We start from the raw sequence: 13,224 nt of genomic DNA, 5'->3' as shown, positions 1-13,224 counted from the left end.
ACCTCCCGCGCTTCACCGGCGAGAACCGAGAGAAGAACCCCGGCGTGGCTCCGGCGTGACAGCGCGGCGCGGCAGCGACCTCGGCGCGCCCTCCCGGAGGTCCCCCGCGGCGTCGTCGACGAGATCGAGCTCTCCGTCCAGATTCGACCGCGAGGCGTGATCACTCGGGCACCGTCCGGGAATTCATCGGGGCCGTACGGCAGGCCTCCGCGCAAGCAAGGCCTGCACCTAGAGAACTCACCACCTTGCCGATTCATTCCCCGTATTCTGCACGAAGAAGATCGAGCGAGGCGCGCCGAGGCAGGTGTCCCTGCTCCGGTGGGATGCCTTTGTTGAGGCACATTGGACCGCTGGGGCCCCTGGAGTCCCGTCCCGCATGAAAATCGTCGACATCCGCGCCACCACCGTCACCGTGCCGCTAGAAGCGCCCCTGCGTCACGCCAACGGCTGTCACTGGGGTCGCTTCGTGCGCACGATCGTCGAGATCGAGGCGGATAACGGGCTGATCGGCCTCGGTGAGATGGGCGGCGGCGGCGAGTCGGCCGAGGCCGTGTTCCGGGCGATGAAGGGCTACCTCGTCGGCCACGATCCCGCCCGCCTCGAGGAGATGCGGTTCAAGATCGCGAACCCGACGGCCTCTCTTTATAACAACCGCACCCAGGTCCTCGCCGCGCTGGAGTTCGCGTGCCTCGACCTGCTCGGACAGGCCTTCGGCGTGCCGGTCCACGATCTCCTCGGCGGCAAGCTGCAGGACGAGGTGCCGTTCGCGTCCTATCTCTTCTTCCGCTACCCGAACGCCGACGGGTCAGGCGAGGTGCGGACGCCAACGCAGCTCGTCGAGCAGGCGAAGGCGCTGAAGAAGACGCACGGGTTCACCTCGCACAAGCTCAAGGGCGGCGTGTTCCACCCGGACTACGAGCTCGAGTGTTACCGCGCGGTCGCCGCCGCCGTGGGCAAGGATCGCGTCCGCTTCGATCCGAACGCGGTCTGGTCGACGGAGCAGGGAATCCGCTTCGGGCAGGCGATCGAGGACCTGAACAACGACTACCTCGAGGACCCGGTCTTCGGCCTCCACGCGATGCGGCGCACCCGCGAGAAGGTGCGGATGCCGCTCGCGACGAACACCGTGGTCGTGGGCTTCGAGCAGCTCGCCGCGAACGTCCTCGACACGGCAGTGGACGTCATCCTTCTCGACACGACGTTCTGGGGCGGCATCCGGCCGTGCGTGAAGGCGGCGGGGATCTGCGAGACGTTCGGCCTCGGCGTCGCCGTCCACTCCTCGGGCGAGCTCGGCGTGCAGCTCGCGACGATGCTGCACCTCGGTGCCGTCATCCCGAACCTCTCGTTCGCCGCCGACGCGCACTATCACCACCTGCGCGACGACGTGATCCAGGGAGGCCCGCTCCCGTACCGGAACGGCCGTATCCGCGTCCCCGCCGGTCCCGGCCTGGGCGTCCGCCTCGATCGCGAGAAGCTCGCTCACTACGCCGAGGAGTACCGCCGGCTGGGCTCTTATCCGTACGACAAGGACCCGCTGCGGCCGGCCTGGTGCGCGACCGTGCCGAACGACCGCTGGGCCGATCCGAAGGACGACCGAATCCCCGAGGTGCCGAGATGACCCTCGCCGAGCGCGTGGCCGCGGCCGTCGACGCCGCGCCCATCATCGATCTTCACACCCACCTCTTCGCGCCCCAGTTCCCCGCGCTGAACCTCTGGGGCGTCGACGAGCTCCTCACGTACCATTACCTCGTCGCCGAGGCCCTGCGCGCCGAGCCGAAGGTCACGCCGGAGGCGTTCTTCGCGCTCGACAAGAAGGCGCAGGCCGATCTCGTGTGGGCATCGCTCTTCGTCCGCCGATCGCCGCTGTCCGAGGCCACCGCGGGCGTCGCGACGGTGCTCGCCGCGTTCGGGCTCGACCCCGCCGCGCCGGATCTTCGCGAGGCCCGCGCCTTCTTCGCCGAGCGCCGGGTCGAGGATCACCTCGAGGGCGTGCTGCGGCTCTCGGGCGTGAGCGCGCTCGCGATGACGAACGATCCGACCGACCCGGTGGAGCGCGCGATCTGGGACTCGGGCGTCACGCCCGATCCTCGGTTTTACACGGCGCTGCGCCTCGATCGGCTCATCCACACAAGCGATCTCGCGCCCGAGCTCGAGCGGTGGATCGCCCGCATGCGGCCGCGCTACCTGGCGATCTCGGTCAACGAGGTCTCCGCGCCGCCCCGGGCCGTGCTGGACGCGTGCCGCGATCACGGGCTGCCGTTCGCCATGATGATCGGCGTCCGGCGCGCGGTGAACCCCCGCCTCGGCGTGGCCGGCGACGGGGTGAGCACGGTCGACCTGACCCCGCTCGAGCGGCTCGCCGCGGAGAACCCCGACGTGCGCTTCCTCGTCACGACGCTCGCGCGCGAGAACACGCACCCTCTCTGCGTCGTGGCGCGCAAGTTCGCCAACGTCCTGCCGTTCGGCTGCTGGTGGTTCATGAACAACCCGAGCCTCATCGAGGAGACGACGATGATGCGCCTGGAGATGCTCGGGCCGACCTTCGTGCCGCAGCACTCCGACGCGCGCGTCCTCGATCAGCTGATCTACAAGTGGCGCCACTCGCGGCGGTCGATCGCTTCAGCGCTGACCCGGCGCTACGGGGCGATGCCCGTCCCGCCGACCGACGCGCAGATCGAGCGCGACGCGCAGGCGCTCCTCGGGGGCATCGCGAAGGACTGGCTGGGAGCATGACGAACCGTTTCGACATCTCGGGCCGCACGGCCGTCGTGGTCGGTGGCACCTCGGGTATCGGGCGCGCGATCGCCCTCGGCCTCGCCGAGGCGGGCGCCCACACCGTCGCCACGGGCACCCGCGCGGACCGCGTGCAGGCGGTCGCCGCCGAGATCCGCGAGCGGGGCGTCCGCTCGATCGAGGCGGCGTGCGACGTCAGCGATCGCGCGACGCTCGACGCCCTGCGCGACCGCGTGCTCGAGGCGTTCGGCGGCGTCGACATCCTCGTCAACTGCGCCGGTCGGACCTTCCGGAAGCCCACCGCCGAGGTGGGAGAGGCCGAGTGGGGCAGCTTGCTCGACACGAACGTCACTGGCATGCTGCGCGCCTGCCAGGCCTTTTATGGCCCGTTGAAGGACAGCGGCCGGGGCCGCATCGTCAACATCGCCTCGCTGTCGAGCTTCGTCGCGTTCCACGAGGTCGCGGCCTACGGAGCGTCGAAGGCGGCCGTGCTGGCGCTCACGCGGAGCCTCGGCGCCGAGTGGGCGAAGCACGGTATCCGGACGAACGCGCTCGTGCCTGGCGTGTTCGTGACGGACCTCAACCGCGCCCTGCTCAACGGTACGCCGCGCGGGCAGGAGCTGCTCGCTCGCACGCCCCTCGGCCGCTTCGGCGACACGCAGGAGCTGGTCGGAGCGGCCGTCTTTCTCTGCTCTGACGCGGTGAGCTTCATCACCGGTACGAGCATCACAGTCGACGGTGGATTCCTCGCCTCCGGGGTGAACCAATGACCGCAGCGTCTCCCGTGGCCCCGGCGACCGCGGGCGTGATGTCCCGCACGCGCTGGACCATCTGCGCGCTCCTCTTCTTCGCGACGACGATCAACTACCTCGATCGGCAGCTGTTCTCCCTGCTGATCCCGTTCTTCGAGAACGAGCTGCGCCTCGGGCCGACGGACCTCGCGCTCATCAACGTGAGCTTCCTGCTCTCCTACGGCTTCGGCATGGTGTTCGTCGGTCGCTGGATCGACCGCGTCGGGCCGCGCAAGGGGCTCAGCGCGACGTTCCTGCTCTGGAACATCGCCTCGGCCGGTCACGCCATCGTCGGCAGCTTCGCCGGCTTCGCCGGGATCCGCTTCCTGCTCGGGGTCGGCGAGGCCGGCAACTTCCCCGCCGCCGTCCGCACCGTGGCCGAGTGGTTCCCCAAGAAGGAGAGGGCGCTCGCGACCGGGCTGTTCAACTGCGGCTCCAACGTCGGCGCCATCCTGGCCCCGCTCCTGGCGGTGCGCATCGCGGAGGCGTACGGATGGCGGACCTGCTTCCTCATCCTGGGCGGCGTCGGCGTCGTGTGGATCTTCTTCTGGACGCGGCTCTACCGGCGGCCCGAGGAGCACCCGAAGGTGTCGCCCGAGGAACTCGCGCACATCCGCTCCGACCCGAAGGAGGCGACTGAGGCCCTCGGCGTCGGCGAGGTGTTCGGGATGCGGCCCGTCTACGCGGTCGCGGCGGCGAAGTTCTTCACCGACGCGCCGTGGTGGTTCTACCTCACCTGGCTACCGAAGTTCCTTGTCAGCGAGTTCAACCTGAAGCCGACCTTCATGGCCTACGCCATCCCGGTCGTGTTCCTCGTGGCGGACGGCGGCGCGATCGGCGGCGGCTGGCTGTCCTCCAGGCTCATCGCGAGCGGCCGCTCGGTCGGCACGGCGCGGAAGCTCGCGATGCTCGCGTGTGCGCTCTCCGCGGTGCCCGTCATGTCCGTCGGGCTCCTCGTCGATGTCCCGAGCGTCGCGGGCATCCCCACGATCTACGTCGCGGTCGCGATCCTGTCGCTCGCCGCGGCAGCGCACCAGGGCTGGAGCAGCAACCTCTACACGCTCGTCTCGGATGCCCTCCCGCGCCCGGCGATGGCCACGGTGGTCGGCGTCATGACCGCGTTCGGCGTCGCCGGCGGGGCGCTCTTCCAGATCTTCGTCGGCTGGGCGCTCACGGCCACGGGCTCGTACGCCCTGCCGTTCCTGCTCGCGGGGACGCTGTACCTCGTCGGCCTGCTCGCGCTGCACATCATCCTGCCGCGCGTCGAGCCGGTCGCGCCGAAGCGGCGCGTGCCGAACGCGGCGATCGTCGCCGGCGGCCTGGTGATGCTCGCCAGCATCGCGGGGCTGCAATTCGCCCTCAACCGTCCTGCGTACACCTCTGTCGACCAGTACCGGGCGACGCGGCCGGCCCAGCTGAAAGCGACGGGCGCGCCGGTCGAGGGCCCCGCCGCCCACGTGGGCTGGATGGACGCGCGCTGGTACCTCTGGCCGACGGCCGCGGGGACCAAGGCGGAGCTCGTCAAGTTCGACCGCGATGGGCGACCCATCGTCGAGGGGAAGGGCGCCGCCGCCAAGGGCTACACAGGCCCGTCCGCCGCGGAGGTCGAGTCGTCCCGCGCGCCAGGAGGCGATCGGTAATCACCTCCATCGGCCCGCCGCATCGCATCTCCGCGATGGCGGCGGCCCCTTGAACCCTGCTTGTCCAAGAGCTCGTCCGCCACGCGGCCTGTGCCACTGCAAGGTATCCATGTCCTTCACGCTCCGTGATCCTTCCACCTGCCGCTGGGATCTCGTGTCCCTCGGCGAGGTCATGCTGCGCCTCGATCCCGGCGACGGGCGGATCTCCACCGCCCGCAGCTTCCAGGCCTGGGAGGGGGGCGGCGAGTACAACGTCGCCCGCGGCATGCGCCGCTGTTTCCGGCTCAGGTCGGCCATCGTGACCGCCCTCGCGGACAACCCCGTCGGCCGCCTGCTCGAAGATCTGATGCTGCAGGGCGGCGTGGATCTCACGCACGTTCGCTGGGCGACGCACGACGGCGTGGGGCGCCTCGTGCGCAACGGCCTGAACTTCACCGAGCGGGGCTTCGGCATTCGCGGGGCGGTCGGCCTCTCGGACCGTGGTCACACGGCCGCGTCTCAGCTGAAGCCCGGCGAGATCGACTGGGATACGATCTTCGGCGCCCAGGGGGCGCGGTGGTTCCACACCGGCGGTATCTTCGCCGCGCTCTCCGAGAGCACGCCTTCCGTGGCGAAGGAGGCGATGGAGGCGGCCAGGCGGCACGGCGTCGTCGTCTCCTACGATCTCAACTACCGTCCGTCGCTCTGGAAGTCGATCGGTGGTCAGGCCCGCGCGCAGGAGGTCAATCGAGCGCTCGCGCCGTACGTCGATGTGATGCTGGGCAACGAGGAGGATTTCACGGCTGCCCTGGGCTTCGAGGTCGAGGGCGTCGGCGAGGGGCACGCCAACCTGCGCGTCGGCGCGTTCGAGAGCATGATCGAGCGCGTCATCGGGGTGTTTCCGAACATCCAGGCGGTGGCGACGACGCTCCGTGTGGCGACCTCGGCGACGCGCAACGACTGGAGCGCGGTGCTGTACCACGGCGGCCAGCTCTACAAGGCGCCCGAGCGCAAGGACCTGGAGATCTTCGATCGCGTGGGCGGCGGCGACTCGTTCGCCTCGGGGCTCATCTACGGCTTCTTGATGGGCAAGGGGCCGCAGTGGGCTGTCGATTGCGGCGCGGCGCACGGGGCGCTCGCGATGACGACGCCCGGCGACACGACGATGGCGACCCTCGATGAAGTGCTCAAGGCGATGAAGCTGGGCACGGCCCGGGTGGACCGATGAACAAGCAATTCGTGCTCGAGTGGATCGCGCGCGGGCGCATCGTCCCTGTGGTGCGCGCCGGCTCGGCCGACGAGGCGCTGCAGGCGGTCGAGGCCCTCCTCGAGGGGGGGATCGACGTGCTCGAGATCACGATGACCGTGCCCGGCGCGGTCGAGGTCGTGCGCGAGGTCGCCGCGCGCCACGGCGAGCGGGCGCTGGTCGGCGCGGGCACGGTGCTCGACGCCCGCACCGCCGAGGCCTGTGTGGAGGCCGGGGCGCGCTTCGTGGTCAGCCCTGCGCTCGACGAGGCGACCGTGAGGGCCTGCGTCGCGATGAACGTCGTCCACGCTCCCGGCGCGCTCACGCCCACCGAGGTCGTGGCGGCGCACCGCGCGGGCGGAGACGTCGTGAAGGTGTTCCCGTGCGACGCCCTCGGCGGCGCCTCGTACCTCAAGGCGCTCAAGGCGCCTCTGCCCCAACTCCCGCTCATGCCCACGGGCGGCGTGACGCTAGAGAACGTGGGCACCTTCTTCGCGGCGGGCGCGGTGGCGGTCGGCGTCGGCGGCAACCTCGTGGATCTCAAGCTCCTGCGCGACGGGCGGCGCGACGAGCTCGTCGCCCGCGCCCGCGCGTTCTGCGACGCGGGCCGCGCATCCTGAGGAATCGCGCAGGCGGCGCGAACGCCGTTTGACGCCTCGACGCCGGCCGCTCCGCCGGGGAGACGGCTGCGGCGCCCGGGCCGCGATCCGCGCGGTGCGACGTGAAGCTTTGTTGAACTCACCATCTGCGGCGTTTGCAGGGGATTCCTGGCGCCATGGATAACCCAGGGGCTTCGAACATGAATCAATCGAAGGTTGCGAACCTAGTCGGTGCGTCGATTTTCTTCGTGGCGGCGGTCGCGCACGCCCAGGCTCCCCCGCCGGCGCCGGACACGGCCGCTCCGCAGGCCGCTGCGCCGGCCCCGCCGGCGGACGCGCAGGCGCCGACCACGCCGCCTGCGGACGTGGCTGCTCCGGCGGCGCGGCCGGCGGAGGCCGTCAAGCCGGCCTCCAAGGATCCTGTTCCGGTGACCTCCAAGTGGAAGGCCACGATCTACGGGATGGCGGAGTTCGACATCATGCACGACACCACCGAGAGCTTCGGGGAGTCGGTGGGGGCCACGGTCATCCAGCGCGAGGACACCTACGCCGGCTCGCACGGCCGCACGCACTTCACGGCGCGGAACTCCAGGTTCGGCGTCAGGGTGAACGCGCCCGAGGTGTCCGGGATCAAGACAACGGCCGTGCTGGAGCTCGACTTCTTCGGCAATCAGCCGCCCACCGTCTCCGAGGCCTCGCTGGTGAGCAGCGGCACCTTCCGCCTGCGTCAGGCCCACATCAAGGTCGAGTCGGACTACGTCGATCTGCTGATTGGACAGGGCTATCACCTGTTCGGGTGGCAGCCGTTCTTCTTCCCGGCCACGACGTCCTTCTTCCCGGTGATGAACCAGGTCTTCGGGAGGATGCCGCAGCTGCGCGTCGGCCACAACTTCAAGTCGGACGCCGCCAACGTGGAGATCGCCGCTGCCGTCCTCAAGCCGCCGCAGCGCGACTCCGAGGTGCCGGACATGCAGGCGGGGTTGCGCATCGGCGTCAACGGCTGGAAGGGAATCCACACGCTCGGCGCCGGCGGGATGTTGCACGACCCGCTGTCGATCGGCGTCTCGGGCGTGTTCCGCCATCTCAGGGTCAACGAGCACTCCGCGACCCCGCGCGAGCTGCGCTCGGCCAACGGCTACGGGCTCTCGGTCGACGCGATGATCCCGATCATCCCGGCCAAGGCGCTGGACGACGCCGGGAACGCGCTGACGTTGACCGGCTCGTTCTTCTCGGGCACGGGCATCGCGGACATCGTCGGCGTCGCGAGCAACGTGCCGCACCCGCCGCTCCCCGAGGAGGGAGCTGTCTATACGCCGAACATCGACAACGGCCTCGTCGTGTACGACGCGAACAACAGGCTGAAGACGATCGGCTGGACGGGGTTCATGGTCGGGCTCCAGTACTATCTGCCGCCGTCGGGGCGCTTCTCCGTCTCCGGCAATTACACCCAGGGCTCGAACGACCGGGTGACCGAGGAGAACGGCTATGGCGCGCTCCGCACGGCCTACCACGAGTCGCGCTACATCGACGGCAACCTGTTCGCCGACATCACGCCGGCCATCCGCGCGGGCCTCTCGTTCCAGTACTCGGAGCAGACCTTCGCGGACGACGTGACCGCGACCAACGAGCGCATCAAGCTGTCCCTCTACAGCTTCTTCTGAGCGACGGCGCTGGGCGACCCAGGTCGCGTTGGATCCGCACGCTCTCGCGCGACGCCTTCGCGAGCCAGGTCGCGGAGGCGGTGCTCGTGCCGCTCGACCCCGATCGCGTCGCCTCGACGTCGCGCCACCGGCGCATAGCGACGGCGGAGCGCCATTGCAACGAATGGCTTGACTTCCGCGACATGGTGGCCGAAGGGGGAGGTGCATGAGTACTGTACATTTTGTGGGCGGCGAGAAAGGTGGCGTCGGCAAGAGCGTGGTCGCTCGGCTGCTGGCGCAGCTATTCATCGACCGAGCGCTTCCATTCGTGGCGCTCGATGCGGATCTGTCGCATGGCGCGCTCCGCCGTTACTACGCGGACTACACGCAGCGCGTGGATCTCGAGCAGCTCGATAGCGCCGATCAGATCCTGGACAGCGCGCTCGGCGGCGATCGCGCGGTCCTCGTCGACCTGCCTGCGCAGAGCCACCGGGCTCTCGAGCGCTGGATCGAGTCGACCGACGTCCTCAACTGCGCGCGGGAAATGGGCGTCCAGCTCGTGTCCTGGCACGTCACCGACGGCGGCTTCGATTCGGTGTCCCACCTCGAGCGGGTCCTCGCGGCGCCGGGCGACGGGCTGCAGCAACTCGTGGTGAAGAACCAAGGTCGCTCGAGGGACTTCAGTCAGCTCGACGCGTCACCCGCGTACCAACGCCTGCTCGAGCGCGGCGGGCAAACCGTGACATTGCCCGAGCTCGACGCGTCGGTGATGTACAAGATCGACCGTTTCGGTTCGAGCTTCTGGGCCGCCATCAACACGAGCGAGGGGCCGCAAGCGCTGTCCGTCCTGGAGCGTCGCCGCGCCAAGCTCTGGTTGGAACGCGCGCAGGCTGCGCTGGAGGCAGCGGGCAACTGGCGGCCGGCGACGGAGCACGCCTCTGCCGTGGTCGTGCCGCAACATCCCGAGTCGGCGCAACAGCAGCTCGAATCGGCCGCGAGCAGCGAGCGGGTCACGACCTGACCAAGGCGCCGGGGCTCGCTCCCGCGCGCGAGATTGCTTCGGATCGCACGCTCGGGAGCGTACACTCGGCTCCGACCCATCATGGACGCCGCCTCCACGACGTACGAGGTCTTCGCCGCTGCGCAGTGGGGTTGCCTGCGCGCGGCCACGCCGCTCACCCTCACCGAGGCCGACCTCGTGGTCTTGCGGGGCCTCAATGATCGGCTCTCGCTCGACGAGGTCGCGACGATCTACTTGCCGCTCTCGCGGCTGCTCAACCTGCACGTAGGCGCGGCGCAGGAGCTCCGCCGCGTGAAGGACACCTTCCTTGGCCGCCCCATCGCGCGGCGGCCTTTCGTGATCGGCATTGCCGGGTCGGTCGCGGTGGGCAAGAGCACGACCGCCCGGGTGCTGCAAGCGCTGCTCGCGCGATGGCCTGACCACCCGCGGGTGGACCTGGTGACCACCGACGGCTTCCTGTACCCCAACGCGGTGCTCGCCTCGCGCGGCGGCCTGCACCGCAAGGGGTTTCCCGAGAGCTACGATCTCGGGCGGCTGGTGAAGTTCCTCGCCGACCTCGAGGCGGGCGTCGAAGCGATCGACGTGCCGGTCTACTCGCACGCCACCTACGACGTGATCGACGGGAAGGTGCAGACCGTGAGGCAGCCCGACGTCGTGATCCTCGAGGGCCTGAACGTGCTGCAGGGCCCCGACCGTGCCGCGGCGATCGCCGTCAGCGACTTCTTCGACATCGGGATCTATGTCCACGCGGACGAGGCCGACATCGAGCGATGGTACATCGAGCGCTTCTTCGCGCTGCGGGCCACGGCCTTTCGTGACCCCTCCTCGTATTTCCACCGTTATGCGGCGATGGGGGACGACGAGGCGCGCGCCTTCGCGTTGCAGGTCTGGCGCACGATCAACGGTCCCAACCTGACCGAGAACATCCTGCCGACGAGGGCGCGCGCCGACGTCGTGCTGGAGAAGGGACCCGACCACGCCGTGCGCGCCGTGTGGCTCCGCCGGCTCTGATGTAGAGGTTCACGGCCGGCGCAGGGCGTCTGTCGTGTCCAGGTCCACGCGCTTTCCGTCGGTGGCGTCTTGACACCGCTGTCGACGACGACGGCCGTGAACTGTTGTATGCTGTCTTTATGGACTGGAAAGAGAGCTGTCGCTCCCGCCTCCGCGAGCACGTCGACCAGCACGGCGACATCGCTCCTCCATGGGAGCGCTTCCCCGACTACGAGCGCTACACGATCGGCTGGCGCATGGGCTCCGGTGAAGACTGGCTGGGGATGTGGGGCGTCTTTCTCGAACAGCTCGCGCCGGACCGCGAAACACGCGTCGCCTACCTGCGGCGCCACCCTCCGGCGCCGATCACCTGGGCAGAGGCCGTTCACAAGGTCTTGCACCCGACGGATGAACGGGCAGATGGCGAGGACGGCGACGAGGAGGACGGCGACGAGGAGGACCCGATCGCGGCGGCCTCCCGTCGATCGGCGCTCCTGGAGCAGGGGCTCATCGCGGTCGACGTCTCCTTCACCATCTGGCTCAGCCAGCAGAATGGCGTGCGTTGGCCGTGGGAATCGTACGAGACGCCCGAGAAGGCGGCCCGCTACAACACCCGCGAGCTCTGGTTCTGGTCGCGCCAGGTCGCCGAGCTCCGGAGACGCGACGGGTGGACGCCTCCCGCCGTACCGGAGGGTTGGCGAGCATGCGCGACCGCGCTCGCGAGCGGTGACGCAGGTCCGATCGCGCCTCGCGACGGGCTCCTTTCGCTGGCGCGACTGCTCTGCGCCGGGGACGTCAAGGCGCCCTGGCAGCTCGGCCTGGAGCTAGCCGACTTCGCCGACTCGTTCGAGGACGACATGGGTTATGTCGACGCGTTTCGCTTGTGGGGAATGTCCGCCTTCGACGACGCCCACCAGCTGCGTCGCTACCTTGAGGCCACCCGAGCGCCGCCGGGCTGGGAGGCCTGGATCGCGGAACAATTCCCCGTGGATTGAGCGGCGGAACCGGTCTGGCCGGCTCGACCTGGGCCCGCCGACCTGAGAGATCCCCTCATTGCGCTGTCACTTCAGCGGAAAATTGAACAGAGAGGCGGGAGGCCGGGAGACTGGTATCCTCCGCCGATGCTCACCTTACCGCCGGGGCCGCGCAGCCAGCTATGGAGCCTGATCGGCTATCTCCGGGACCCCATCGGCTGCATGGTGCCACTCGCGCGGAAGTACGGAGATCCCTTCTCGTTTCCTGGCAAACCCCCGATGGTGTGCACCGGGGATCCCGCGGGCATCAAGGCCATCTACACGGCGGAGACGGACTCGTTCGCCCCTCTGTCGAAGGACATGGCGGTGTTCCTCGGCCGCACCTCGCTTCTCCTGATCGACGGCGCCGAGCACCGCCGGCTGCGCAAGCTCATGATGCCGCCGTTCCATGGCGCGCGCATGCGTGCCTACGGCGAGGCGATATGCCGCCTGGCCGAGCGGCACACAGCGGGCTGGAGGCCGGATCAGCAGGTCATGGCGTACGAGGTCGCGCAGCAGATCTCGCTCGACGTGATTCTGCAGGCCGTCTTCGGCGTGAGCGAGCCGGCGCGCAAGGCAGGGCTCGCAGGCCTGCTGCTGGAGCTCATCAACGGGTTCTCTCCGCTCATCGTGCTCCTCCCATCGTTGCGGCGCCAGCTCGGTGGGGTCGGTCCCTTCGCGGCGTTCCTGCGGCGGCAGCGCCTCCTGCACGAGCAGCTCCGCACGCTCATCGCGGCGGCGCGCGCGGCCGGGCCACGCGAGGACATCCTGAGCCTGCTGGTCGAGGCGCGCGACGAAGACGGCCAGCCCATGACCGACGAGGAGGTCATGGATCAGCTGATCTTGCTGGTGATCGCCGGGCACGAGACAACGGCGATCTCGATCGCGTGGGCCCTCTATGCGTTGCACCGGCCCGAGAACGCCGCCGCCGTCGAGCGGCTTCGCGCCGAGCTGTGGGCGCTCGGGCCCGGCCCGGAGGCAGAGAAGCTCGACAAGCAGCCGTACCTCGACGCCGTATGCCACGAGACGCTGCGGCGCTTTCCGCTTGCGCCGGCGCCGAGCCCGCGAAGGCTGCTGCGTCCGCTTGAGCTGATGGGTTACACATTGCCAGCTGGCGTGGGTGTGAGCGTGGCCATCGGCGTCGCGCACTTCCGCGAGGACCTCTACCCGGAGCCACTGCGCTTCCGTCCCGAGCGTTTTCTCGAGCGCAAGTTCACGCCCTTCGAGTTCATGCCGTTCGGCGGCGGGGCGAGGCGCTGTCTTGGCGCGGCGCTGGCCGGCTATGAGATGCGGCTGGTGCTTGGCACGATCCTGCGGCGCTTCCGGCTGCGGCTCGCGTCGCTGCGACCCGACACAGGGAAGGTGCGCGCGGCCAACGTCGGGCCGGCGCACGGTGTGAGGATGATCGTCGAGGAGCGGCTGGCGTAGGTCCCCGGAGTGGACCGGGCGGCTCGGCCCCAACCTGGGTCGGGCCGGCCAACCTGCGGCTCGGCCCCAACCTGGGTCGGCGGCTCGGCCCCAACCTGGGTCGGGTCGGCCAACCTGCGGCTCGGCCCAACCTGGGTCGGCGGC

General features: G+C 69.7%; 11 protein-coding genes. All 11 read left to right on the top strand.

Annotation, left to right across the window (positions count from 1 at the left end; all coding sequences use genetic code 11):
* The first annotated feature begins 376 nt into the window (after positions 1-376).
* The 11 genes from WMF11_RS29260 to WMF11_RS29210 all read left to right on the top strand — a co-directional run bounded on the left by WMF11_RS29260 (position 377) and on the right by WMF11_RS29210 (position 13,080).
* Entirely contained in the window at positions 377-1,618 is a 1,242-nt protein-coding gene (locus tag WMF11_RS29260) for an enolase C-terminal domain-like protein (RefSeq protein WP_437902544.1), read from the top strand.
* Positions 1,615-2,733, top strand: a complete 1,119-nt coding sequence (locus tag WMF11_RS29255; RefSeq protein WP_437973028.1) for a hypothetical protein — start codon at positions 1,615-1,617, stop codon at positions 2,731-2,733. The genes WMF11_RS29260 and WMF11_RS29255 overlap by 4 nt, the downstream gene beginning before the upstream one ends.
* Positions 2,730-3,503, top strand: coding sequence for an SDR family NAD(P)-dependent oxidoreductase (locus WMF11_RS29250; RefSeq protein WP_437902542.1), 774 nt, complete (start codon positions 2,730-2,732; stop codon positions 3,501-3,503). Before WMF11_RS29255 ends, WMF11_RS29250 begins: the two co-directional genes overlap by 4 nt.
* Complete coding sequence (locus tag WMF11_RS29245) at positions 3,500-5,164, top strand: MFS transporter (RefSeq protein WP_437973027.1); 1,665 nt, start codon at positions 3,500-3,502, stop codon at positions 5,162-5,164. The genes WMF11_RS29250 and WMF11_RS29245 overlap by 4 nt, the downstream gene beginning before the upstream one ends.
* Positions 5,165-5,273: 109 nt before the next feature.
* Positions 5,274-6,371 carry a PfkB family carbohydrate kinase gene (locus tag WMF11_RS29240; RefSeq protein WP_437973026.1) on the top strand — a complete coding sequence of 366 codons (1,098 nt, stop codon included), beginning with the start codon at positions 5,274-5,276 and terminating at the stop codon, positions 6,369-6,371.
* On the top strand, positions 6,368-7,009 hold the full coding sequence (locus WMF11_RS29235; protein ID WP_437973025.1) for a bifunctional 4-hydroxy-2-oxoglutarate aldolase/2-dehydro-3-deoxy-phosphogluconate aldolase: 642 nt from the start codon (positions 6,368-6,370) through the stop codon (positions 7,007-7,009). The genes WMF11_RS29240 and WMF11_RS29235 overlap by 4 nt, the downstream gene beginning before the upstream one ends.
* A gap of 179 nt (positions 7,010-7,188) precedes the next feature.
* The gene (locus WMF11_RS29230; protein WP_437902538.1) at positions 7,189-8,649 is read left to right on the top strand and encodes a hypothetical protein; all 1,461 of its coding nucleotides are present in this window, start codon (positions 7,189-7,191) and stop codon (positions 8,647-8,649) included.
* Between the two features lie 205 nt (positions 8,650-8,854).
* A complete protein-coding gene (locus WMF11_RS29225; protein ID WP_437902537.1) occupies positions 8,855-9,649 on the top strand; it encodes a mobilization protein in 795 nt (264 codons plus the stop codon).
* 81 nt (positions 9,650-9,730) lie between these two features.
* Positions 9,731-10,660 carry a type I pantothenate kinase gene (gene coaA / locus WMF11_RS29220; protein WP_437902536.1) on the top strand — a complete coding sequence of 310 codons (930 nt, stop codon included), beginning with the start codon at positions 9,731-9,733 and terminating at the stop codon, positions 10,658-10,660.
* Between the two features lie 119 nt (positions 10,661-10,779).
* Complete coding sequence (locus tag WMF11_RS29215) at positions 10,780-11,634, top strand: hypothetical protein (protein WP_437973024.1); 855 nt, start codon at positions 10,780-10,782, stop codon at positions 11,632-11,634.
* A gap of 126 nt (positions 11,635-11,760) precedes the next feature.
* A complete protein-coding gene (locus WMF11_RS29210; protein ID WP_437973023.1) occupies positions 11,761-13,080 on the top strand; it encodes a cytochrome P450 in 1,320 nt (439 codons plus the stop codon).
* The last annotated feature ends 144 nt before the right edge of the window (positions 13,081-13,224 follow it).

This window comes from Sorangium sp. So ce295 (assembly GCF_051527405.1).
Classification (GTDB): Bacteria; Myxococcota_A; Polyangia; order Polyangiales; family Polyangiaceae; genus Sorangium; species Sorangium cellulosum_B.
This window is presented reverse-complemented; position numbering and strand designations above follow the sequence as displayed.